General features: G+C 62.7%; 25 protein-coding genes. 18 read left to right on the forward strand and 7 right to left on the reverse strand.

What is annotated here, in order from left to right; genetic code table 11:
• Positions 1 to 22 precede the first annotated feature (22 nt).
• Positions 23 to 2464, forward strand: coding sequence for a GcvT family protein (locus NKH54_RS17320; protein ID WP_353028604.1), 2442 nt, complete (start codon positions 23 to 25; stop codon positions 2462 to 2464).
• A 112-nt stretch (positions 2465 to 2576) separates the two neighbouring features.
• Here the strand turns inward: NKH54_RS17320 and NKH54_RS17325 are convergent, their stop codons facing one another.
• Positions 2577 to 2969: a DoxX family protein gene (locus tag NKH54_RS17325; protein WP_353028605.1), complete on the reverse strand. Its 393-nt coding sequence runs from the start codon at positions 2967 to 2969 to the stop codon at positions 2577 to 2579.
• A gap of 206 nt (positions 2970 to 3175) precedes the next feature.
• On the opposite strand from NKH54_RS17325, the gene NKH54_RS17330 reads away from it, so the two are divergent.
• Positions 3176 to 3664, forward strand: a complete 489-nt coding sequence (locus NKH54_RS17330) for a hypothetical protein (RefSeq protein WP_023746952.1) — start codon at positions 3176 to 3178, stop codon at positions 3662 to 3664.
• Positions 3665 to 3736: 72 nt separating this feature from the next.
• Here NKH54_RS17330 and NKH54_RS17335 read toward each other — a convergent pair whose 3' ends face one another.
• Entirely contained in the window at positions 3737 to 4513 is a 777-nt protein-coding gene (locus tag NKH54_RS17335; protein WP_353028606.1) for a VOC family protein, read from the reverse strand.
• A 192-nt stretch (positions 4514 to 4705) separates the two neighbouring features.
• Between NKH54_RS17335 and NKH54_RS17340 the strand changes: the two genes are divergently transcribed.
• Positions 4706 to 5425: a gamma-glutamylcyclotransferase gene (locus NKH54_RS17340; RefSeq protein WP_023668199.1), complete on the forward strand. Its 720-nt coding sequence runs from the start codon at positions 4706 to 4708 to the stop codon at positions 5423 to 5425.
• Positions 5426 to 5493: 68 nt separating this feature from the next.
• Here the strand turns inward: NKH54_RS17340 and NKH54_RS17345 are convergent, their stop codons facing one another.
• Complete coding sequence (locus NKH54_RS17345) at positions 5494 to 5946, reverse strand: hypothetical protein (RefSeq protein WP_353028607.1); 453 nt, start codon at positions 5944 to 5946, stop codon at positions 5494 to 5496.
• Between the two features lie 213 nt (positions 5947 to 6159).
• On the opposite strand from NKH54_RS17345, the gene NKH54_RS17350 reads away from it, so the two are divergent.
• The 7 genes from NKH54_RS17350 to NKH54_RS17375 all read left to right on the forward strand — a co-directional run bounded on the left by NKH54_RS17350 (position 6160) and on the right by NKH54_RS17375 (position 11251).
• Entirely contained in the window at positions 6160 to 7527 is a 1368-nt protein-coding gene (locus NKH54_RS17350) for an NAD(P)-dependent oxidoreductase (protein WP_023668201.1), read from the forward strand.
• On the forward strand, positions 7520 to 7843 hold the full coding sequence (locus tag NKH54_RS32505) for a hypothetical protein (RefSeq protein ID WP_023712067.1): 324 nt from the start codon (positions 7520 to 7522) through the stop codon (positions 7841 to 7843). Before NKH54_RS17350 ends, NKH54_RS32505 begins: the two co-directional genes overlap by 8 nt.
• A gap of 109 nt (positions 7844 to 7952) precedes the next feature.
• Positions 7953 to 8306 (forward strand): hypothetical protein, encoded by a 354-nt coding sequence (locus tag NKH54_RS17355; RefSeq protein ID WP_023668203.1) that lies wholly within the window; start codon positions 7953 to 7955, stop codon positions 8304 to 8306.
• 59 nt (positions 8307 to 8365) lie between these two features.
• Positions 8366 to 9679: an NAD-dependent dihydropyrimidine dehydrogenase subunit PreA gene (gene preA / locus NKH54_RS17360; protein ID WP_023668204.1), complete on the forward strand. Its 1314-nt coding sequence runs from the start codon at positions 8366 to 8368 to the stop codon at positions 9677 to 9679.
• Between the two features lie 109 nt (positions 9680 to 9788).
• Positions 9789 to 10307, forward strand: a complete 519-nt coding sequence (locus tag NKH54_RS17365; RefSeq protein WP_023668205.1) for an RrF2 family transcriptional regulator — start codon at positions 9789 to 9791, stop codon at positions 10305 to 10307.
• Between the two features lie 31 nt (positions 10308 to 10338).
• Complete coding sequence (locus NKH54_RS17370; RefSeq protein ID WP_023668206.1) at positions 10339 to 10797, forward strand: carboxymuconolactone decarboxylase family protein; 459 nt, start codon at positions 10339 to 10341, stop codon at positions 10795 to 10797.
• A 76-nt stretch (positions 10798 to 10873) separates the two neighbouring features.
• Complete coding sequence (locus NKH54_RS17375; protein WP_023668207.1) at positions 10874 to 11251, forward strand: DoxX family protein; 378 nt, start codon at positions 10874 to 10876, stop codon at positions 11249 to 11251.
• A gap of 2 nt (positions 11252 to 11253) precedes the next feature.
• Here NKH54_RS17375 and NKH54_RS17380 read toward each other — a convergent pair whose 3' ends face one another.
• On the reverse strand, positions 11254 to 11976 hold the full coding sequence (locus NKH54_RS17380) for an SDR family oxidoreductase (RefSeq protein WP_023668208.1): 723 nt from the start codon (positions 11974 to 11976) through the stop codon (positions 11254 to 11256).
• The gene (locus NKH54_RS17385) at positions 11973 to 12812 is read right to left on the reverse strand and encodes an SDR family oxidoreductase (protein WP_023668209.1); all 840 of its coding nucleotides are present in this window, start codon (positions 12810 to 12812) and stop codon (positions 11973 to 11975) included. The genes NKH54_RS17380 and NKH54_RS17385 overlap by 4 nt, the downstream gene beginning before the upstream one ends.
• A 99-nt stretch (positions 12813 to 12911) precedes the next feature.
• Between NKH54_RS17385 and NKH54_RS17390 the strand changes: the two genes are divergently transcribed.
• On the forward strand, positions 12912 to 13784 hold the full coding sequence (locus NKH54_RS17390; protein ID WP_023668210.1) for a helix-turn-helix transcriptional regulator: 873 nt from the start codon (positions 12912 to 12914) through the stop codon (positions 13782 to 13784).
• Positions 13785 to 13793: 9 nt separating this feature from the next.
• Here the strand turns inward: NKH54_RS17390 and NKH54_RS17395 are convergent, their stop codons facing one another.
• Entirely contained in the window at positions 13794 to 14423 is a 630-nt protein-coding gene (locus tag NKH54_RS17395) for a TetR family transcriptional regulator C-terminal domain-containing protein (protein WP_023668211.1), read from the reverse strand.
• A gap of 255 nt (positions 14424 to 14678) precedes the next feature.
• On the opposite strand from NKH54_RS17395, the gene aptA reads away from it, so the two are divergent.
• The 6 genes from aptA (at position 14679) to NKH54_RS17425 (ending at position 20108) form a co-directional block, all read left to right on the forward strand.
• The gene (gene aptA / locus NKH54_RS17400; protein WP_023668212.1) at positions 14679 to 16007 is read left to right on the forward strand and encodes an omega-aminotransferase AptA; all 1329 of its coding nucleotides are present in this window, start codon (positions 14679 to 14681) and stop codon (positions 16005 to 16007) included.
• Positions 16008 to 16146: 139 nt separating this feature from the next.
• Complete coding sequence (locus NKH54_RS17405) at positions 16147 to 16566, forward strand: endonuclease domain-containing protein (protein WP_245260016.1); 420 nt, start codon at positions 16147 to 16149, stop codon at positions 16564 to 16566.
• A 3-nt stretch (positions 16567 to 16569) separates the two neighbouring features.
• A complete protein-coding gene (locus NKH54_RS17410) occupies positions 16570 to 17820 on the forward strand; it encodes a Zn-dependent hydrolase (protein ID WP_023756377.1) in 1251 nt (416 codons plus the stop codon).
• A gap of 62 nt (positions 17821 to 17882) precedes the next feature.
• Positions 17883 to 19334 carry a dihydropyrimidinase gene (hydA, locus tag NKH54_RS17415; protein ID WP_023668215.1) on the forward strand — a complete coding sequence of 484 codons (1452 nt, stop codon included), beginning with the start codon at positions 17883 to 17885 and terminating at the stop codon, positions 19332 to 19334.
• On the forward strand, positions 19331 to 19708 hold the full coding sequence (locus NKH54_RS17420; RefSeq protein WP_023668216.1) for a hypothetical protein: 378 nt from the start codon (positions 19331 to 19333) through the stop codon (positions 19706 to 19708). Before hydA ends, NKH54_RS17420 begins: the two co-directional genes overlap by 4 nt.
• 16 nt (positions 19709 to 19724) lie before the next feature.
• The gene (locus NKH54_RS17425; protein WP_023729378.1) at positions 19725 to 20108 is read left to right on the forward strand and encodes a hypothetical protein; all 384 of its coding nucleotides are present in this window, start codon (positions 19725 to 19727) and stop codon (positions 20106 to 20108) included.
• Between the two features lie 17 nt (positions 20109 to 20125).
• Here NKH54_RS17425 and NKH54_RS17430 read toward each other — a convergent pair whose 3' ends face one another.
• Positions 20126 to 20530 (reverse strand): cupin domain-containing protein, encoded by a 405-nt coding sequence (locus tag NKH54_RS17430; RefSeq protein ID WP_031193071.1) that lies wholly within the window; start codon positions 20528 to 20530, stop codon positions 20126 to 20128.
• 110 nt (positions 20531 to 20640) lie between these two features.
• Between NKH54_RS17430 and NKH54_RS17435 the strand changes: the two genes are divergently transcribed.
• Positions 20641 to 21432 carry an ABC transporter ATP-binding protein gene (locus NKH54_RS17435; protein ID WP_023687997.1) on the forward strand — a complete coding sequence of 264 codons (792 nt, stop codon included), beginning with the start codon at positions 20641 to 20643 and terminating at the stop codon, positions 21430 to 21432.
• Positions 21433 to 21463 lie beyond the last annotated feature (31 nt).

Genomic DNA, 21463 nt, shown 5'->3' on the forward strand with positions numbered 1-21463 from the left:
CATTGATAACAGAGCAAAACTCATGAAATCGCATGCAAAGGTCGTGGTCATTGGCGGTGGCGTCGTCGGGTGCTCCGTGCTGTTCCATCTGGCGCGTCATGGCTGGACGGATGTCGTGCTTTTGGAGCGCGACGAGCTGACCTCCGGCTCGACCTGGCATGCGGCCGGCGGCATGCACACGATCAATGGCGACCCCAACGTCGCCAAGCTGCAGAAATACACGATCTCGCTCTACAAGGAGATCGAGGAGCTGTCGGGACAGGCGACCGGCGTACATCTGACCGGCGGCGTGCTTCTGGCGGCAACCGAGGCGCGGCTCGACTGGCTGCGCGGCGTCGTCGCCAAGGGGCGTTACCTCGGCATCGACCTCGAGGAGATATCGGCCAATGAAGCGGCCGAGCTGATGCCGCTGCTCGACCCGAAACAATTCGTCGGCGCCGTCCGCAACAAGGAGGACGGCCATCTCGATCCCTCTGGCGTTACGCATGCCTATGCCAAGGCCGCGCGGAAACTGGGCGCCGAGGTCGAGCGCTTCACCAAGGTCGAGGACATTGTGCGCCGGCCCGACGGCATGTGGCGCGTCATCACCAACAAGGGCGAAGTGGTGGCCGAGCATGTCGTCAATGCCGGCGGGTTATGGGCGCGCGAGGTCGGCCGCATGGTCGGGCTGGAGCTGCCGGTGCTGGCAATGGAGCACATGTACCTGATCACCGAGGATATGCCCGAGGTGGCGGCGTGGAACGCCAAGACCGGGACCGAGATCATCCATGCCGTCGATTTCGATGGCGAGCTTTACCTGCGCCAGGAGCGCGGCGGCATGCTGATGGGCACCTATGAGAAGGCCAACAAGGTGTGGTCCGAGTTCCAGACGCCTTGGGATTTCGGCCATGAACTGCTGGAGCCGGACATCGACCGCATCGCGCCGTCGCTCGAAGTCGGCTTCAGGCATTTCCCGGCCTTCGAGAGGACCGGCATCAAGCAGATCATCAACGGGCCCTTCACCTTCGCGCCGGATGGCAATCCGCTGGTCGGGCCGGTGCGCGGCCTTCCGGGCTTCTGGGTCGCCTGCGGCGTCATGGCGGGCTTTTCACAAGGCGGCGGCGTCGGGCTGGCGCTGTCCAACTGGATGATCGAGGGCGATCCCGGCGCCGACATCTGGGCCATGGATGTGGCGCGCTACGGCGACTGGGCGACGATGGCCTACACCAACGCCAAGGTGCGCGAGAATTATTCGCGCCGCTTCTCGATCCGCTTTCCCAATGAGGAGCTGCCCGCCGGGCGGCAACTGAAGACGACGCCGATCTACGATTTGCTGTCGGCCAAGGGCGCGCAATGGGGTGTGTCCTATGGGCTGGAAGTGCCGCTGTGGTATGCGCCCGAGGGCGTCAGGGACGAGTTCTCGTGGCGGCGTTCCAGCGATTTTTCCCATGTCGCCAATGAGGTCGCGACGGTTCGTGAGAGCGTCGGCCTGGCGGAGATTTCGAACTTCGCCAAATACAAGGTGACGGGCGAGGGGGCGGCCGCTTGGCTCGACCGGATCTTTGCCTGCAAGTTGCCCAAGCCAGGCCGCATGACGCTGGCGCCGATGTTGAAGGACGACGGCAAGCTCATCGGCGATTTCACGCTGGCCAGTATCGGTGCCCCCAATTCCAACGGGACCGAGTGGTTCATCGCCGGCTCCGGCATTGCCGAGCAATATCATATGCGCTGGTTCGAGGCGCATTTACCTGCGGATAGCTCAGTGCGCATAGAGGCGCTGGGGCAGAGGCTGACCGGCCTCGCCATTGCGGGGCCTAAGGCGAGGGAGGTGCTGGCAAAGGCCAGCCGCGCGGATGTCGCCAACACTGCATTCCCGTTCATGGCGGTCGCGAAAATGGACATCGGCACGGCGCCGTGCCTGGTCGGCCACGTCAGCTACACCGGCGATCTCGGCTACGAGATCTGGGTGGCGCCGGAATATCAGCGCGCTGCCTTCCAGGCGTTGATGGCGGCAGGCGAGGAATTCGGCCTCGGCCTGTTCGGCTCGCGCGCGCTCAATGCGCTGCGGCTGGAGAAAAACTACGGCTCATGGGCGCGCGAATACCGGCCGATCTACGGGCCGCTGGAGGCCGGGCTCGACCGTTTCGTCGCCTATGGCAAGGATGCCGATTTCATCGGTAAAACCGGCGCTCTTGCCGAGCGCAAGCAGGGCGGCAAGCTCAGGCTGCGCACATTTATCCTCGATGCCGACGATGCCGATGTCATCGGCGACGAGCCGATCTGGTACGATGGCGCGGTGCGCGGCTGGGTAACGTCGGGCGGCTATGCGCATCACTCGAAGAAATCCGTCGCCATCGGCTATGTGCCGAAGGAGATCGCAGACAAGAGCGACGGCTTCGAAATCGAACTTTTGGGCAAGCGCCACGCGGCGCGCGTTCAGGCAGCGCCGCTCTTTGACGCGAACTTCGAGCGAATGCGCGCCTGAAGCGCTTCGGCTTCGCCGAGGCGCTTCAGATTCTTGTTTTGTGCAAGTCGTTTTTTGTGCAAGTCGTTATCCCAAACCGCTGCGCACTTTTGGGCGACATGCATCAGGCGCGTCAGGGGCTGCGGCGGTTGTCGAGCGCGAAAGCGCCGGCGCCGGCAAACACCAGATAGAGGAAGATGAAGCAGAAGGAGATCGCCGCATCGCCGCCATTGTTGACCGGGAAGAAGTCGCGCGGGTAGTGCCCCATGAAATAGGCGATGGCCATCTCGCCGGCCAGCAGGAACGCGACCGGGCGGGTGAACAGACCGAGCGCCAGCAGGATGCCACCGGCGAACTCCAGGATGCCTGCCGTCACCGTCAGGCCGGTAAGAGCGTGAGGCTCGGCGCTGACCGGAAAATTGAACAGTTTCTGCGAGCCATGCTCGATGAACTGCAGGGCTGTGATGATGCGCAGGAGGCCGAGTGCCTGCGGCTGAAATCTGGCGAGACCGTCAAAAAGCTTCATCTAAACTCCATTTTTCCAACCATGTGGCCCGGCCATAAATCATCACCCGGCGCTGGACCATTCACTTCCCATGGCCTGTCATCAACAATCGGTGATGCAATTATTTCCAGTCTGACTTCGAAATTTGCTCTCGTTATGGTTGCATACATCTCGTTGAGGTTGTATATCTGCGTGTAGACACTCCAAACCAGACGGGTTCCTTCGCCATGAAAAAAGTCGCCATCAGCCTGTTCGCAATCCTCGCAAGCACCAGTTTCGCCATGGCCGCTGATGCTGGCTGCGATGCCTTCAAATGGCCGGTGACACGCGAGCAGGAACTGTTTCCGGCAGCGCCCGCCGCGCAGTCCGGTGCCTCTCTTGCTTTCGGCGAAGCCGCGGATATGGCGCTGGAGCCGGTCGATGCGGTCAGCTTCACGGTCTCACCGCAACGCGCGCCGGCAGCCGGCACGTTCGGCGCGACGGCAAACGTGGCCGTGCCAACGGAAGGAGAGCTCCAGATCAGCCTGTCCGATGAGGCCTGGGTCGACGTCATTCAGGATGGCCAGGCCGTGAAATCAGCCGGTTTCAGCGGCGTGAAGACCTGCCCCGGCATCCGCAAGAGCGTGCGCTTCAAGCTGACGCCTGGCGCGGCCACGATCCAGCTCAGCGGCGCCAGGAAAGAGAACCTCAAGGTTGCGGTGCTGGCGCCAGAGTGACCGCGCCCCGACGCGCCTCTCATCGGGGCGGCGCGATGAGAGCAGTTCCGTGCAGGCGAGTACCGGAGGGGATCAGCGGCCCGGCGCGATCAGCGCGAAATAAGCGCCTTGCGGATCGGTGAACTGGGCAATCCATTGGCCGGTCTGAACCGGCATCGGACCCATGACGATCTTGCCGCCATTGTCGGTGACGCGTTTGGCGGCTGCGTCGATGGCATCGACATTGAAGTAGAACAGCCACGCCGGCACCGGCAGCTGTTGTGGCTTGTTCATGATGCCGCCGCCGGATTCAGGGCCGGCCGAGAAGGTCTGATAGATGCCCATCTCGCCGATGTCCATGCTACCGGCATCGGTCCAGCCGAACTGGCTGGAGTAGAAATCGAAGGCCTTCTGGCGGTCGGACGCATAAAGCTCGTGCCAGCCGACATGGCCCGGCGTCGTTGCCGGAAGGACGGGCTGGTCGGGGCCATTGGGCTGCAGGAACATGAAGGCGGCGCCTTGCGGGTCGGCGACGACGGAGAAGCGGCCGACGCCGGGAATGTCGTCGGGTTCGCGGTGAACAGCCCCGCCGGCGGCTTTCAGTGCCTCGGTCGAGGCATCGGTATCGCTGGTGTGGATATAGCCGAACCAGGCCGGCTTCAGACCCGTCCTGGCTGCTTCCTCGGGCAGGGTCATCAGCCCGCCGACGCCACGCTCGGCGGAGTTCACCACGATATAGCGCGGCATGCCGGGCGCCTTGTCGAAGGGCTCGGCCCGCCAGCCGACCACGCTGGTGTAGAACGCTTGCGCCGCATCGAGGTCGCTGGTCATCAACTCGTACCAGAAGAAGGGCATTGGGGATCTCGGCATTCTCGGTCTCCTCACCTATGCATAGATCGTCGTCCGATCCATCAAAGGACGTTTTCAGCGACGCGAATCCGACAGCGAACCGGAGAAAATTCAACGGCTGCGTTGACACATCGTTCCGCACTTCGCCCCACCGACGCCTTGCACGTGCGGCGGTTTTCGACTTTCCTTGGGCAAACGAGGGGTAGTCGTTTCATGCGCCTTATGTCGCTCACGCCTGAGCTTGTGTCACTGTGTCATCGCGAAGAGGTCGATCCCGGACCCGACTGCAGTTGGACGCAGCTGAACGATGAGGATTTTCGCACGCTTGCCTTACGGCTCTCCGACGAAGCCGATGCGGGGCCGTTATGGGTGTTCGCCTATGGCTCGCTGATCTGGAAGCCGGCTTTCGAGCCCGTCGAACGCCAGCGCGCCACTGCGTTTGGCTGGCATCGCTCCTTCTGCCTCGACATGGTGCGCTGGCGCGGCAGCGTCGCGCAGCCGGGGCTGATGATGGCGCTCGAACGCGGCGGCCGATGCGACGGCGTCATCTACCGCCTGCCCGACGGCGACAAGCCGCAGCAGATCGAAAGATTGTTGCGGCGCGAGATCGACGACCATGAGAGTGTCAGCTCGGTCCGGTGGGTTCCCGTGCGCACGGAGCAGGGCCGGATACGGGCGCTCGGCTTCTGGGTCGGGGTGACGGGCAGGGGAACCTCGCTTGGGCAGCCGCTAGATCGGGTGGCGCGGGTGTTGGCGCGGGCCTGCGGCCATGTCGGCTCGGGTGCGGAATATCTCTACAACACCGTCAGCCACCTCGAGGAATTCGGCATCCGCGACCGCAATCTGTGGCGGCTGCAGCAACTGGTTGCCGACGAGATCAGGTCGATTCATGGCGGCCCCTCAGATGCCAGCCTACAGCTGGCACCTTCGTAGCGAACAGCCACCAATCTTGGCCTGTGCCGGAGCGTATGCGGTTTCAAGGCGTTTCGCTCCTCGGGTGATCAGATCCAAGAAGGAGTGGCTTCACGAGCAATGACCTCAACCGTGCATTCGAGACTGAGCAGCAGAAAATGCGTACAGTCTACTGTCGGGCCAAGTGTCGATCGCAACCAATGCGAGTTCTCCACTCGCAGGATCGGCCACCTGTAGGAGGCTTGCCTGCCAGATCCAATCAATGGGATCGAGGTGTCCGCACGGATTTTGGTCAGTCCCAGCATGTCATCATGGGCAGCCAGGGCTACTACCCCTTGAAAATCGATCTTGAGAGTTCGTTCCGATGTCCCGAAGTCGCCTTCGACGGTCAGCTCAAAGTTATTGTCGTTATTGTCGGATTTTAGACGCCACACCTGACAGGCAGCCAGAGGTAAATCTCCCACGGGCTCCCACCGGTGAGCCGTCTCCCTATCATCGGTCATCGTCTTCTCCGTTGAATGAAAGCCGCGCATCGTGCTCAAGCGCCCTATCATTTCGCGCTGGCCTGGAACAGCTTGCCGCGACTTGGAGCTTGTCGCGCTCCCCTCTTTGAGGACGCAACCGTCACTCATAACATGAGCAACTAAATCATATTATCAGCTAGTCTTTTCAGCGGCTTGGGTCGAAAATTGACCAATTGATAAAAAAATAAAACGTGCTAGCCTTTCCCAAAACGAAAACATGGGGAACTGACGATGCCAGAAGGCCAGTTCAAGGACGGCATTGCCGGCGGCCGGCTTGCCGCCGACCAGTACGCCGAGAATTTTTCCGACCTGCATCCGCCGCTCGATCACCACGAGGCGCTGGTCGAATCAGACCGCTGCTATTTCTGTTACGATGCGCCGTGCATGAATGCGTGCCCGACCTCGATCGACATTCCCCTGTTCATCCGCCAGATATCGACCGGCAACCCGATCGGTTCGGCCAAGACGATTTTCGACCAGAACATATTGGGTGGCATGTGCGCCCGCGTCTGCCCGACCGAGACGCTGTGCGAAGAGGTCTGCGTGCGCGAGGTGGCGGAAGGCAAGCCGGTGCAGATCGGCCGCCTGCAACGCTACGCCACCGATGTCGCCATGGCCGAGCACAAGCAGTTTTATCCGCGCGCTGAATCGACCGGCAAGTCGGTCGCCGTCGTGGGCGCCGGACCGGCCGGTCTTGCCGCGGCCCACCGGCTCGCCCGCCAGGGCCATGACGTCACCATTCTGGAAGCCCGCCCGAAGGCCGGCGGCCTCAATGAATATGGCATCGCCGCCTACAAGAGCATCGACAATTTCGCCCAGGCCGAGGTCGACTATGTCATGGGGATCGGCGGCATCGATATCCATAACGGCAAGGCGCTCGGCCGCGACTACCAGCTGTCGGACCTGATCCTGAATTACGATGCCGTCTTCCTCGGCATGGGGCTAGGCGGCGTGAATGCGTTGCGCGCGGATGGCGAGGACGCCGATGGCGTTGTCAATGCGGTCGAGTTCATCGCCGGGCTACGCCAGGCCAGCGATCTCGCGAGCCTGCCGGTCGGCCGGCGCGTCGTCGTCATCGGCGGCGGCATGACGGCGATCGATGCCGCGGTGCAGTCGAAGCTGCTCGGCGCCGAGGAGGTGACGATCTGCTACCGGCGCGGCCAGGAGCACATGAACGCCTCCGAGTTCGAGCAGGATCTGGCCGCGGCCAACGGCGTCACCATCCGCCACTGGCTGCAGCCGAAGCGGGTCATCGCCGAGGCTGGCAAAGTGTCGGGCATCGAGCTCGAATACACCGCTATGAACGGGGACAGGCTTGCCGGCACGGGCGAGACGCTGACGCTTACCGCCGACCAGGTGTTCAAGGCCATCGGCCAGAGCTTTGTGCCGGCCGCGCTTAATGGAAGCGGCGCCTCGATCGATCTTGAAGCCGGCCGCATCAAGGTCGATGCGGAAGGCCGCACCTCGCTCGCCAATGTCTGGGCCGGCGGCGACTGCATCTTCGGCGGCGACGATTTGACGGTCTCGGCCGTCGCGCAAGGCCGCGACGCGGCGGAGAGCATCAACCGGGCACTGGCTGGAGGAAGCTGGAATGCCTAACGTCGTCAAGTTCGTTGGAGCTTTAAGCACGAGCCTGTTGCTGTTTTCTGCCAACGCCTCGGCGGCTCATCGTGTGACCAGATATTTTGATCAACCGGACGTTCGCGCAGGGGAGGCGTTCTCTCCTATGCTTGGGTGCGGGAACGAGGAGCTCATCTCTGGAGGTTACGCGCTTGATATCCCGCCGGCCAACCCTACTGCGTTGGTTGTATCGGCAAGTTATCCGTTTAGCGACCATGTGTGGCAGGTCGTCGTCCGAAACGATTCGAGTGAGCCTGTAGCAGTTCAGATGACTCTTGTTGTGATCTGTAGCTAGCGGAGAGAGTTATGACCGACATCCGCAACAATTTCGTCGGCATCAAATCGCCCAATCCGTTCTGGTTGGCCTCGGTAAAGCCGACCCGCTTGATCAACCGGGCACTGCGATGATCGCGCCGATCCTCGCTGCCGTCATCGGCACCGCGGCAATGCCGGCGGCTTCACCGGACTATTGGCTCTATACGCAATGGTGTGACGCGAAGGGTGAAGAGCGGATGTCCGTCGAGGCATCCGGTGTCGGCTTCAGCGAGCACACGATCTGCCAATGGACATCCGGGCCGCCAAGCGGCGATCATGTTGAGACAAGGATTTCATGCGCCAGCGTCTATCTCAACGGGGACGAGACCGTGCGCATGGATGAAAAAATGGTCGGGCTGGAAGCGCGCAAGGGCGATCCGGACCAGATCACGGTAACGGTCGAAGGTGAACCGCCATCGGTTTTTCTTCGATGCGAGGAATGATCCGATAGGCAACGCTTTAAGGTGGCGGTAAGCCCGCCACGGCCAGAGGAGAAAGACCCATGGCAGACATCCGCAACAATTTCGTCGGCATCAAATCGCCCAATCCGTTCTGGCTGGCTTCGGCGCCGCCGACCGACAAGGCCTACAATGTCATCCGCGCCTTCAAGGCGGGCTGGGGCGGCGTCGTGTGGAAGACGCTGGGCGAAGAAGGTCCGCCGGTGGTCAACGTCAACGGCCCGCGTTATGGCGCGATTTGGGGGGCCGACCGGCGCCTGCTCGGCCTCAACAATATCGAGCTGATCACCGACCGCGATTTGCAGGTCAATCTGCGCGAGATCAAACAGGTCAAGAAGGACTGGCCCGACCGCGCCATCGTCGTCTCACTGATGGTGCCATGCGTCGAGGAAAGCTGGAAGGCGATCCTGCCGGTGGTCGAGGAGACCGAAGCCGACGGCATCGAGCTCAATTTCGGCTGCCCGCACGGCATGTCGGAACGCGGCATGGGCGCGGCTGTCGGCCAGGTGCCTGAATACATCGAAATGGTAGTGCGCTGGTGCAAGGCCAACACCCGCATGCCTGTCATCACCAAGCTGACGCCGAATATCACAGATGTGCGCAAGCCGGCGCGCGCCGCACTCTCCGGCGGAACCGACGCGGTGTCGCTGATCAACACCATCAACTCGATCACCGGCGTCGACCTCGACAGTTTCGCGCCGCAGCCGACCATCGACGGCAAGGGCTCGCATGGCGGCTATTGCGGCCCGGCGGTGAAGCCGATCGCCATGAACATGGTGGCCGAGATCGCCCGCGATCCGGAAACGCGCGGCCTGCCGATCTCCGGCATTGGCGGCATCACCACCTGGCGCGATGCGGCTGAATTCATGGCGCTCGGCGCCGGCAATGTGCAGGTGTGCACGGCGGCGATGACATACGGCTTCAAGATCGTGCAGGAGATGATCGCCGGTCTCGAAAACTGGATGGACGAGAAAGGCCACGCCTCGCTCAACGACATTGTCGGCCGCGCCACGCCCAACGTTACCGACTGGCAGTATCTCAACCTCAATTACATCGCCAAGGCGCGTATCGACCAGGACGCCTGCATCAAATGCGGCCGCTGCCACATCGCCTGCGAGGACACTTCGCACCAGGCAATCACCAACATGGTCGACGGCGTCAGGCATTTCGAGGTGATCGAGGCCGAATGCGTCGGCTGCAATCTGTGCGTCAATGTCTGCCCGGTCGAGAACTGCATCACCATGGAGCCGCTGGCCGCCGGCGTGATGGACCAGCGCACCGGCAAGCCGGTGTCGCCGGTCTATGCCAACTGGACGACGCACCCGAACAACCCGATGGCCAAGGTGGCTGCGGAGTAGGGAACGGGTCGAAGAAAAAAGCGGCGCTTTCGAGCGCCGTTTTTCATTTTCCAATTGCAGATAAAATTTATCTAGGATAAAAGATATCCATGAATAGGAGCGCAACATCGTGAAACTGGGCGAGGGTGTAGAAGCGGCCATCCATTGCGCGGCCACACTGGCCAGCGTGGAGGGCAACAGCACGATACCGGGTGCTGCTTTGGCAGAGTCCTTCGGCCTGTCGCCGAGCTATCTGCTGAAACATCTGAACCAGCTGACTGCTGCGCGCATCCTGGAATCGGTGCCGGGACCGGCGGGCGGCTACCGGCTGGCGCGTCCGGCCGAGCGCATCACGCTGCTCGATATCGTGCTTGCGGTCGAGGGTCGCGAGCCGGCCTTCCGCTGCGGCGAGATCCGCCAGCGCGGCCCGGTCAAGATCGATGCTTCGGCCTATGTGAAGCCGTGCGGCATCAATGCCGCGATGCTGAAAGCCGAGCGTGCCTATCGTGCCGCTCTCGCGGAAACCCGGTTGTCCGACATCGTGGCTGACTACAAGGCCGAAGGCGATCCGCGATCGTTTGCCGCCAGCTGTGCCTTTGTGGCGCGCCATCAGCGGCCGCAGAAACCCGCTTCGACCAAACAGATTTAATCCCCCGCAAACAGATGTGAAAGGAAAGACGATGAAACAGAGACTGCAATTCTTCGCCAAGGCGCCTGAGATCATGAAAGCCGTGTCGGCGCTCAACAAGGCGGTCGACGAATGCGGGCTTGAAGTGAGCCTGCTGCATTTGATCAAGCTCCGCGCCTCGCAGATCAATGGCTGCTCCTACTGCGTCGAGATGCATAGCCGCGAGGCGAGGCGCGATGGCGAAACCGAGACACGGCTCTATCTGGTTTCGGCCTGGAAGGAATCGCCGCTGTTTTCCGAGCGCGAACGCGCGGCGCTTGCTTGGACCGAGGCAACGACCCTGATCGCCAACAATGGCGTTTCGGACGAACTCTATGCCCGCACGCTAGAGCACTTCTCGGAAGAGGAACTGGTCAAGCTGTCGGTCGCGATCGGCATGATCAACACCTGGAACCGGCTCTGCATCCCGTTCCACGCCATTCACCCGATGCCGGCTGCCAAAGCAGCCTGACCGTCCGGTTAGTCATGGAGCGCCGTGGAAAGGGCGGCGCTCCACCTGTTTCATGCTTAAGTACGGGGAAGATTTCATGCCTGTCGATTTGCCTTCGACCTTTTTGTTTCTCGGCCGCCTGTTGCTCGGCGGCGCCTTCGTTTGCGCCGGCCTGCGCAATGTTCAGAACGAGACCTTCCTGACAGGGCTGATGACCGCGCGCGGCGTGCCGCAGGCGAGATTGGCGTTGTGGGCCGGCATCGTCCTGCAGACCATTGCCGGCGCGCTGTTGATGGCCGGCCTGTGGACTGCGACCGCCTGCGCCGTGCTGCTGCTGTTTCTCATCGTCGCCACGCCGATGTTCCACAATTTCTGGGACCATCAGGGCCCGGACCGGGCGTCGCGCATCAACGGTTTCGTAGGCAACGTCGCACTGGCCGGAGGCCTTCTCACGCTGATCGCGCAGTCGCTGTAAGGTCACGCCGCGTAGCGCAGGCCGCCGTCGCAGGTCAGCACCTGGCCGGTCATGAAGCCGTTGGAGACTAGAAAGGCGATTGCGCCGGCGACGTCTTCGGCGCGGCCGATCCTGCCCACCGGGGTTTTGCCGGCATATTCGCTGAACACCGCCTGCCGCTGGTCTTCGGCCAGGAAATCCCACCACGGCGTGTCGATGACGCCGGGCGCCACGACATTGACGCGCAGCGGCTTCAGTTCGACCGCCAGGATCGGCACCACCGTCAACAGCATGCCGTTGACGGCGGCAATGCCAGCCACGCCGGGCGCCGACAATTGTGCCGACACCGCCGAGATGAAAGTGACCGATCCCGATCTGTTGAGCGTCGGCAAGGCAGCCTGCAGGCAGGACAGCTGCGGCCTGACTTTCTCGTCGACGCCGCCGGCGATGTCTGAGAGATCGAGGGTTTCGAACGGCCCAAGTCCCTTGCCGCCGCTGGCAGCCAGCACGAGGTGATCGAACGGTCCGAGTTCCCCAAAGAAATGGCGGACTTCATCCGGCTTCGAAGCATCGAAGGCAGCTTTTTCGGCGGCGCCGCCGAGGCTCTTCCAGGCGCTGGTGAGCTTGTCCTGGCTTCGTCCGGTGATGGTCACCTTCATGCCTGGGCCCAGCAGTTTTCGCGCCGTTGCGAGGCCGATGCCGGATGAGCCGCCGATGACGACCGTGTGTTCGATCTTGCCGGTCATGAATGCTGTTCCTTCGATTTTGCGGAGACTTGGCCGACGAAGTCGAGGCTCAGGGTTCGCAATTGCTGTCTGGCCTTGGCGTCATAGGCTTGTGCTTCGGCGCGGGATTCCTTTAGGCCATCGAAATAGAGGCCACTGCGGCCCTCCAGGGCGGGCGATGTCGCGAGGTTGAGAATGGCGTCGGCGCCGGTCTCGACCGAGCTCCATGGCGTCACGCCGGCTTGGCGGACCATGGTGGTGTTCATGTAGCTCGCTGGATGCAGAGCGTTGACGGTGACGCCGCTGCCTTTCAACTCTCCGGCCAGGTCGATGGTGAACAGGATCTGCGCCAGCTTGCTCTGGCAATAGGCGCGCACGCCGTCATAGGAACGTGTCAGCATGACATCGCCGAAATCGATCGCCTGCTGGCCGGCCGAAGCGACGTTGATGATGCGCGCCGGCGAACTCGCCTTGAGCAGCGGCAGCAGTTCCGAGGTCAGCAGGAAACCGGCGAGATAGTTGACCGCAAAGCGCAGTTCGAAGCCGTCGGCGCTGAGCTGTCGCTTGGCGCCGGCCGTGCCGATGCCGGCATTGTTGATGAGGATGTCGAGCCGGTCGGTTTTTGCGCGTACGGCCTCGGCAAGGCGGCGGACCTCGGCTAGCGAGGCGAGGTTGGCGGCGAGGAACTCGGCCTTGCCGCCGGCGGATTCGATTTCTGCGACGGTTGCCTTGCCGCGAGCCGCGTCACGGCCATGCACCAGCACGCGCGCGCCGCCGGCGCCCAGCCTTTGCGCGACGACACGGCCGACGCCGTCGGTCGAACCGGTGATGAGGATTGTCTTGTCTTTCAGATCCATATTCAGAGCCTCCATCTCTCTGGATGGAAGATGGGGCGCCTGACCCAGCCCAAACAGTTCAAACTTTATCCTGGTATCAATACTGCTATAATAGCTCTCATGGATGCCCCCACGCACTCCGCTGAAGACAGCCGCCGGCGCGAGCTTGGCGCCTTCCTGCGCTCGCGCCGCGAAAGATTGACGCCGTCCGCCACCGGCATCGCGACCGGCCTGCGGAGACGCACGCCAGGCTTGCGTCGCGAGGAAGTGGCGATGATCGCCGGCGTCGGCACCACCTGGTACACATGGCTAGAGCAGGGGCGCGAGGTCAGACCCTCGGTGGAGGTGCTAGCGGCGCTCAGCGAAGCGCTGCGCCTCGACGCCGTTGAAAGGCGGCATCTGTTCATCCTGGCAGGCCGCCAGCAACCGGAGAACCGCGTGGCTGCGCCGGAAAAGGTCGATGGCCCGCTAATGCATATGCTGGAGAGCCTGGTGCTGCAGCCGGCCTATGTCGTCGGGCGGCGCTGGGATGTGCTGGCCTGGAATCCGGCGGCGGTAGCGGTGTTCGGTGATTATGGCCTGCTAGAGGGCGACGCCCGCAACATCGTCCACATGGTGTTCACCAATCCGCATCACCGGCGCCTGCTGGTTGACTGGGAGCAATTGGCGCGCACCGTGCTGGCCTCGTTCCGGGCGGAAAGCGCCCGCTATGTGGGCGATGCGGATTTCGAGCGGCTGATCGTGCTTATGACGCGCTCAAGTCCGGAGTTTCGCGACTGGTGGCCGCAACGCGACGTGGCACGCCGATTGTCGGGGGTGAAACATGTCCGACATCCGAGCGCCGGCGCCATGACGTTCGAGCATATGAGCCTGTCGATCGACGACGGCTCGGACATGAAGCTGATCGTCTACACGCCGCTGGCCGAACAGAATTCGATCGAGAAGCTGCAGAATTTGCTTGAGGCGATGTCGGCGGAGCGCCGCAGCGCCTGACGCCCAAGGTCAGCCCTTCGGCTTCAGCCCATCAATGAACAACTGCTCCAGAAACCGCGCCGCATCCTCGAAGCGGCCGTCGCCGCCGCGATCGGGCCCAAGCACCGCGCGGACCTGGACATCGAAATCGGCATAGTGCTGCGTCGTCGCCCAGATCGAAAAGATCAGGTGCCAGGGATCGGTGCGGGCGATTTTTCCTGCGCGCATCCAGCCCTTGATGACGTTGGCCTTCTCGTCGACCAGCGTTTTCAGCTCACCCGCCAGCAGCGGCATGATGCGCGGCGCGCCTTGCAGGATCTCGTTGGCGAACAGCCGGCTTTCCCTGGGAAAATCACGCGCCATTTCGAGCTTGCGCCGGATGTAGCTCCTGAGCTCGGTCAGGGGGTCGCCGATGTCGTCGAGTTCACGTAGCGGCGCCAGCCACGTCGCCAGCAGCCGCTCCATCAGCGTTTCGTGGATGTCTTCCTTGCGGCGGAAATAGTAGAGCAGGTTCGGCTTCGACATCCCGGCGGCCTCGGCGATCTGGTCGATGGTCGAACCGCGAAAGCCGTTGGCGGAGAAGACTTCGAGGGCTGCCTCCAGGATCAGTTCGCGCTTTTCCTGCTGGATGCGGGTGCGGCGAGGGGCTGAGCCTTCCATGGCGCCGCTCACCCCTGCAAGCCTTGGCCGCAGGGTTCATCTGGACCAATTCTCTGGACCAGTTTTTCTCTTACCCGTGGAGCGCACTTCGCAGGCCGCATTTCCGCTAGTAATCCCTTGACCGCCGACAGGGCGGTGCTAACGTTTGTCCAATCGGTCAAAAATTTGCGTAGCATGAAAACGCAGCAAAGACCAAGCTTTGGAAAGACCAAGCGTTAGCCGCACCGAAACAGGTTACAAGGGGAAGTCTTGGTCATGTCCAACCGGCTGAAAGTCACGCCGAACGATCTCAGCGCATTCTGGATGCCGTTCACGGCAAACCGGCAGTTCAAACAGGCGCCGCGCATGTTCGTGTCCGCCAAGGACATGCACTACACCACCAGCGACGGCCGCAAGGTGCTCGACGGCACCGCCGGCCTCTGGTGCGTCAATGCCGGCCATTGCCGTCCCAAGATCACCGAGGCGATCCAGCACCAGGCGGCCGAACTCGACTATGCGCCGGCCTTCCAGATGGGCCACCCCATCGTGTTCGAGCTGGCCAACCGCCTGGTCGATCTCGCGCCCAAGGGCATGGACCATGTCTTCTTTACCAATTCCGGTTCGGAATCGGTCGAAACGGCGCTGAAGATGGCGATCGCCTATCACCGTGTGAAGGGCGAGGGCGCGCGCACCCGCCTGATCGGCCGCGAACGCGGCTATCACGGCGTCAATTTCGGCGGTATCTCGGTCGGCGGCATCGTCACCAACCGCAAGATGTTCGGCACGCTGCTCGGCGGCGTCGACCACATGCCGCACACGCATCTGCCGGAAAAGAACGCCTTCTCCAAGGGCGTGCCGGAATATGGCGCGGAACTCGCCAACGAGCTGGAGCGCATCGTTGCCCTGCATGACGCCTCGACCATCGCCGCCGTCATCGTCGAACCGGTCGCCGGCTCCACCGGCGTCATCCTGCCGCCGAAGGGCTATCTGCAGAAACTGCGCGAAATCTGCACCAAGCACGGCATCCTCTTGATCTTCGACGAGGTTATCACCGGTTTCGGCCGTCTCGGCGCGCCGTTCGCAGCGGATTATTTCGGCGTCACGCCCGACATCATGACCACCGCCAAGGGCGTCTCCAACGGCGTCATCCCGATGGGCGCGGTGTTCGTGAAGAAGGAAATCCACGACGCCTTCATGACCGGCCCCGAGCACATGATCGAGTTCTTCCACGGCTACACCTATTCGGGCAATCCGATTGCGTGCGCCGCGGCACTCGGCACGCTCGACACCTACAAGGAAGAGGGCCTGCTGACCCGCGGCGAGGAACTGGCGCCCTACTGGGAAGATGCGCTGCATTCGCTGAAGGACGAGCCGCATGTCATCGACATCAGGAATATCGGCCTGATCGGCGCGATCGAACTGGCGCCGATCGCCGGCAGCCCGACCAAGCGGGCCTTCTCGGCCTTCGTCAAGGCGTTCGAGCGCGGCGCGCTGATCCGCACCACCGGCGACATCATCGCGCTGTCGCCGCCACTGATCATCAGCAAGGGCCAGATCAACGAATTGATCGACCATGTCAGAGAAGTGCTGAGGGCGATCGATTGACAAACCGGGCGCGGATAGCCCTCCCCCTCGAGGGGAGGGTGGCCGCGAAGCGGTCGGGTGGGGTCGGTGCGACCGGACGCCGACCTGCTCTTTTGTTCCAAGGCCGCTCCTGATGCCCCGTACCCGCGTGAGCTTCGAAATGCGCCAGAAGGCGCGAGCGCTTCGAGTTCACGCGACCAAGGGAGAATCGCTGCTGTGGTATGAACTGCGGGACCTGAAATCAGCCGGCATCAAGTTTCGCCGTCAGTGCCCGATTGGGCCGTACATCGTGGATTTTGCCTGCTTGGCGGTGAAGCTGATCGTTGAGGTCGATGGCGACATGCACGAACACGACAGGGGTAGGCGGCACGATGCCGTTCGCGATGCTTATCTGCGATCGCTCGGATTTGAAGTCTTCCGTGTTGACGAGCCCGATGTCATAAACAGCGCTTGGCACGTCGCGCAGGTGGTCAAAGAGAAGGTCGCGCGCGTCGCGGGCGACCCCACCCGACCGCTTCGCGGCCACCCTCCCCTCGAGGGGGAGGGGGACGCCGCCGCCCCGCAACCGATGAGGTTTTAGAGCATGGCCGCCCCAGGCGAGAATCTGCGAATCAATTCAGACCGTTTGTGGGATTCCATCATGGAGATGGCGAAGATCGGCCCCGGTATTGCCGGCGGCAACAATCGCCAGACCGTGACCGACGAGGACGGCGAGGGACGGCATCTGTTCAAGCGCTGGTGCGAGGCGGCCGGGCTCGAAATGGGGCTCGACGAAATGGGCACCATGTTTGCCCGCCGGGAAGGCGCTGATCCCAGCCTGCCGCCGGTTTATGTCGGCAGCCACCTCGACACGCAGCCGACCGGCGGCAAATATGACGGCGTGCTCGGCGTGCTCGGCGGGCTGGAGATCATCCGCTCGCTTAACGATCTCGGCATCCAGACCAGGCATCCGATCGTCGTTACCAACTGGACCAATGAGGAAGGCTCGCGCTTTGCCCCGGCGATGATGGCGTCCGGCGTGTTCGCCGGTGTGCTCGATCAGGCGGACGTGTATCAGCACACTGATAAACAGGGCAGGAAATTTGGCGAGGAGCTGGAGCGCATCGGCTGGAAAGGCACCGAGAAGGTCGGCGGTCGCAAGATCCACGCCTTCTTCGAACTGCATATTGAGCAGGGGCCGATCCTCGAGGACGAAGGCATCGACATTGGCGTCGTCACCCACGGCCAGGGCCTGAAATGGCTGCAGGTAACGCTGACCGGCAAGGAGGCGCATACCGGCTCGACCCCGATGCCCAAGCGCCGTAATGCCGGTCTAGGCATGGCGCGCGTGGTCGAACTGGTGCACGAGATCGCCATGGACTACCAGCCCGACGCCGTCGGCGCGGTCGGCCACATGGAGGTGTTTCCGAACTCGCGCAACATCATCGCCGGGCGCACCGTCTTCACCATCGACATCCGTTCGCCCGAGAAGGAAGTGCTGGACGCGATGGATGGGCGCATACGCGAAGGCATCGACACGATCTGTGAGGCGCTCGACATCCAGTACAAGGTCGAGCAGGTCGGCGCTTTCGATCCGGTCACCTTCGATGCCGGCTGCGTCAAGGCGATCCGCGACGCCGCCGATCGGCTCGGCTATTCCCACCGCAACATCGTCTCCGGCGCCGGCCACGACGCCTGCTGGATCAACCGAGTTGCGCCGACCGCCATGGTGATGTGCCCCTGCGTTGACGGGTTGTCACACAACGAGGCTGAGGAAATCACCAAGGAATGGGCCGGCGCCGGCGCCAACGTGCTGTTCCATGCGGTGGTAGAGACAGCGGGGATCGTGGCGTGAACTAAGATCTGTATTCAAAACGACGCTCACAAGAAGCGCGAAGAGAACAAGGGAACACGACAATGACCAAAGTTATCCGAAACGGCACCATCGTCACCGCCGACCGAACCTGGAAGGCGGATGTGCTGATGCAGCACGGCAAGATCGTCGCCATCGGCTCGAACCTGCATGGCGACCATGAGTTCGACGCCAGCGGCTGTTACGTCATGCCGGGCGGCATCGATCCGCACACCCATCTCGAAATGCCGTTCATGGGCACCTATTCGGCCGACGATTTCGAGTCCGGGACGCGTGCGGCCCTTTCCGGTGGCACCACGATGGTGGTCGATTTCTGCCTGCCGGCGCCGCAGCAATCGCTGCTGGAAGCGTTGCAGATGTGGGACAACAAGACCTCGAAGGCTGCCTGCGACTACTCCTTCCACATGGCGATCACCTGGTGGGGCAAGCAGGTGTTCGACGAGATGGCCACCGTCGTCGACAGAGGCATTACCTCGTTCAAGCATTTCATGGCCTACAAGGGCGCGCTGATGGTGGACGACGACGAGATGTACGCGTCGTTCCAGCGCTGCGCCGATCTCGGCGCGCTGCCGCTTGTTCATGCCGAGAATGGCGACGTGGTTGCGGCGCTGTCGCAAAAGCTGCTCGCCGCCGGCAATAATGGCCCCGAGGGACACGCCTATTCGCGGCCGCCGGAAGTGGAGGGCGAGGCGACCAACCGCGCCATCATGATCGCCGACATGGCCGGCGTGCCGCTCTATGTCGTGCATGTGTCCTGCGAGCAGAGCCACGAAGCCATCCGCCGCGCCCGCCAGAAGGGCATTCGGGTTTTCGGCGAGCCGCTGATCCAGCATCTGACGCTGGATGAAAGCGAGTATTTCGACAAGGATTGGGACCATGCGGCGCGCCGCGTCATGAGTCCGCCCTTCCGCAACAAGCTGCACCAGGATTCGCTGTGGGCCGGCCTGCAGGCGGGATCGCTGCAGGTGGTGGCGACCGACCACTGCGCCTTCACCACCAAGCAGAAGCGCAACGGCCTCGGCGATTTCACCAAGATCCCGAACGGCACTGGCGGGCTTGAAGACCGCTTGCCCGTGCTGTGGACGACGGGCGTCAACACCGGGCGGCTGACGATGAACGAGTTCGTCGCGGTGACTTCGACCAACATCGCCAAGATCCTCAACATGTATCCTAGGAAGGGCGCCATCGTCGAAGGCGCGGACGCCGACATCGTGGTGTGGGACCCCAGCGCCAAGAAGACCATCACCTCGAAGAAGCAGCAATCGGTGATCGACTACAACGTCTTCGAAGGTTTTGAGGTGACCGGCCTGCCGCGCTTCGTCTTTTCGCGCGGCGAATTGTCGGTCGAGGAAGCGGAGGTCAAGGCCAAGCCCGGCCATGGCGAATTCGTCGCCCGCGAGCCGAACGCGGCGGTCAACCGGGCTCTGTCGACCTGGAAGGACATTACCGCGCCGCGCAAGGTGGAACGCACCGGCATTCCGGCGACAGGCGTTTGACGTTGCGGAGCCCGGGGGCGCTCATTTCACTGGTCGTGGCGATGGTGGTCGCTGGTCCGGCAACAGGGGCCGAGAGGCTGGCCGGCTCCTGGGGCAACGATGCCGGCTGTGTCTTTGCAAAGGCCGGTTTTCAGGGCCGGGACGATTATATCGTGCTGACCGCCGAAGGCATCGAGACCTATGGCAGCGGCTGCCGGTTCGCGCAGCAATTGACGTGGGCGCCGGGCACGCAATCGCTTGATGCGACCTGTTCCGCCGAAGGCGAGGCGGGGACGACGGCTGAAACCGTTGTGGTCACCAACAAGGGCGAGGGTGGGTTCTTCGTGACCATTCCCGGTCTTGAAGAAATGGGGCCGTTGCAACCGTGTTCGTGACGTTGGAGCTGGGGGAATGAGCGCGCGCGGTTTGGGGCCGTCTGTTGCGATGATAGTCGTTCTGGCTGCGGGTCAGGCCCTTGCGGCAGGCATCGACCTGACGAAACCCTATGGGGACAAATATGGCTGCATCAACCGCAATGGCCAGGAAGTCGCCGCCGATCGGATGCTGCTTTTGACCGACGAGGCATTGGTCACCGCCGCCAGCGCCTGCACCTTCACGGACAAGCAGGCGCAGGCTGATGGGTCGCTGGTGGTGACGGCAACATGCGAGGCGGAAGGCGAAGAAGGACAGGAGCCGACCAAATTCACCATCAAGCGCAGCGCCAAGAACGCCAAGAAGCTGACGGTCGCCGACGACGACGGCAATGTCATGGGCGAAGTGGCGCGGTGCAAATGACGGCAGTCCCGTCAGCGTCAGGCCACCAGCGCATCCAGTTCCGGCAACAGGACGACGCTTTCCTGTTCATTGGGATCGGTGCGGGCGATGACGGCCGAGGACGGGGCGTTGCTCAGATTGGCCGGCAGATGCGGTACGCCGGCCGGGATGTAGAAGAGGTCGCCGGCCTTGACGACGATGTGGTTCTCGAGCCTGTCGCCATACCATGTGTGGACCTCGCCCGAGAGCACATAGATCGCCGTCTCATGGCTTTCATGCAGATGCGCCTTGGCGCGGGCGCCAGGCGGCAGGGTGAGCAGATGCATGCAGATGCCGGACGAGCCGACCGTCTCGGCTGCAATGCCGGCAAAATAGGTCAATCCCTGCTTGCCTTCATAAGTGCTTTCAGGACGGATAAGGTGACAAGTGGGTTTGGGCGACATCGGCAAGGCTCCGGGCGTCGATTGGGTGGGATTGGACGAGTGGAAAGCAACATCAACGCGAATGCAACGGCATTTCATCCTGGGCGGCTGCGAGAGGCAGGCAGCAAGCGATGACGGGACAATCGCCAGCCGTCGTCTCGGCAAGCAGACTTGGCCTTACCTTTCAGACCAATGACGGTCCGGTAGAGGCGCTCTCCAATGTCGACCTGACCATCGGCAAGGGCGAGTTCGTCTCCTTCATCGGCCCATCGGGCTGCGGCAAGACCACCTTGCTGCGCGTCATCGCCGATCTGGAAAAACCGACATCGGGCACGATCTCGGTCAACGGCATGACGCCGGAACAGGCGCGCGAGAAACGCGCTTATGGCTACGTCTTCCAGGCGGCAGCCCTTTTCCCGTGGCGCACGATCGAGCGTAACGTGGCGCTGCCGCTGGAGATCATCGGCCTTTCGAGAGCGGAGCAGGCCGAGCGCATCAAGCGCACGATGGAGCTCGTCAACCTCTCCGGCTTCGAGAAGAAATACCCCTGGCAGCTTTCCGGCGGCATGCAGCAGCGCGCTTCGATCGCCCGCGCGCTCGCCTTCGACGCCGACCTGTTGCTGATGGACGAGCCCTTCGGCGCGCTGGACGAGATCGTGCGCGACCATCTCAATGAACAGCTTCTGGAATTGTGGGCGCGCACCAACAAGACGATCTGCTTCGTCACCCATTCCATCCCCGAGGCGGTGTATCTGTCAACGCGCATCGTCGTCATGTCGCCGCGCCCAGGTCGGGTTACCGACATCATCGAATCGACGCTGCCAAAGGAGCGGCCACTGGACATCCGCGAGACGCCGGAATTTTTGGCGATCGCGGCCCGCGTGCGCGATGGCTTGAGGGCAGGGCACAGCTATGATGATTGAGGGGGCGAACGACCGGCTGGCTCCTCTCCCC

The organism is Mesorhizobium sp. M1004 (assembly GCF_040318795.1).
Lineage (GTDB): Bacteria > Pseudomonadota > Alphaproteobacteria > Rhizobiales > Rhizobiaceae > Mesorhizobium.

Excerpts from the sequence above, each read along its gene's own strand:
- NKH54_RS17320 (WP_353028604.1), top strand. The coding sequence starts at position 23 with ATGAAATCGCATGCAAAGGTCGTGGTCATTGGCGGTGGCGTCGTCGGG.
- NKH54_RS17325 (WP_353028605.1), bottom strand. The coding sequence starts at position 2,969 with ATGAAGCTTTTTGACGGTCTCGCCAGATTTCAGCCGCAGGCACTCGGC.
- NKH54_RS17330 (WP_023746952.1), top strand. The coding sequence starts at position 3,176 with ATGAAAAAAGTCGCCATCAGCCTGTTCGCAATCCTCGCAAGCACCAGT.
- NKH54_RS17335 (WP_353028606.1), bottom strand. The coding sequence starts at position 4,513 with ATGCCGAGATCCCCAATGCCCTTCTTCTGGTACGAGTTGATGACCAGC.
- NKH54_RS17340 (WP_023668199.1), top strand. The coding sequence starts at position 4,706 with ATGCGCCTTATGTCGCTCACGCCTGAGCTTGTGTCACTGTGTCATCGC.
- NKH54_RS17350 (WP_023668201.1), top strand. The coding sequence starts at position 6,160 with ATGCCAGAAGGCCAGTTCAAGGACGGCATTGCCGGCGGCCGGCTTGCC.
- NKH54_RS32505 (WP_023712067.1), top strand. The coding sequence starts at position 7,520 with ATGCCTAACGTCGTCAAGTTCGTTGGAGCTTTAAGCACGAGCCTGTTG.
- NKH54_RS17355 (WP_023668203.1), top strand. The coding sequence starts at position 7,953 with ATGATCGCGCCGATCCTCGCTGCCGTCATCGGCACCGCGGCAATGCCG.
- preA (WP_023668204.1), top strand. The coding sequence starts at position 8,366 with ATGGCAGACATCCGCAACAATTTCGTCGGCATCAAATCGCCCAATCCG.
- NKH54_RS17370 (WP_023668206.1), top strand. The coding sequence starts at position 10,339 with ATGAAACAGAGACTGCAATTCTTCGCCAAGGCGCCTGAGATCATGAAA.
- NKH54_RS17375 (WP_023668207.1), top strand. The coding sequence starts at position 10,874 with ATGCCTGTCGATTTGCCTTCGACCTTTTTGTTTCTCGGCCGCCTGTTG.
- NKH54_RS17380 (WP_023668208.1), bottom strand. The coding sequence starts at position 11,976 with ATGACCGGCAAGATCGAACACACGGTCGTCATCGGCGGCTCATCCGGC.
- NKH54_RS17385 (WP_023668209.1), bottom strand. The coding sequence starts at position 12,812 with ATGGATCTGAAAGACAAGACAATCCTCATCACCGGTTCGACCGACGGC.
- NKH54_RS17390 (WP_023668210.1), top strand. The coding sequence starts at position 12,912 with ATGGATGCCCCCACGCACTCCGCTGAAGACAGCCGCCGGCGCGAGCTT.
- NKH54_RS17395 (WP_023668211.1), bottom strand. The coding sequence starts at position 14,423 with ATGGAAGGCTCAGCCCCTCGCCGCACCCGCATCCAGCAGGAAAAGCGC.
- aptA (WP_023668212.1), top strand. The coding sequence starts at position 14,679 with ATGTCCAACCGGCTGAAAGTCACGCCGAACGATCTCAGCGCATTCTGG.
- NKH54_RS17405 (WP_245260016.1), top strand. The coding sequence starts at position 16,147 with ATGCGCCAGAAGGCGCGAGCGCTTCGAGTTCACGCGACCAAGGGAGAA.
- NKH54_RS17410 (WP_023756377.1), top strand. The coding sequence starts at position 16,570 with ATGGCCGCCCCAGGCGAGAATCTGCGAATCAATTCAGACCGTTTGTGG.
- hydA (WP_023668215.1), top strand. The coding sequence starts at position 17,883 with ATGACCAAAGTTATCCGAAACGGCACCATCGTCACCGCCGACCGAACC.
- NKH54_RS17425 (WP_023729378.1), top strand. The coding sequence starts at position 19,725 with ATGAGCGCGCGCGGTTTGGGGCCGTCTGTTGCGATGATAGTCGTTCTG.
- NKH54_RS17430 (WP_031193071.1), bottom strand. The coding sequence starts at position 20,530 with ATGTCGCCCAAACCCACTTGTCACCTTATCCGTCCTGAAAGCACTTAT.
- NKH54_RS17435 (WP_023687997.1), top strand. The coding sequence starts at position 20,641 with ATGACGGGACAATCGCCAGCCGTCGTCTCGGCAAGCAGACTTGGCCTT.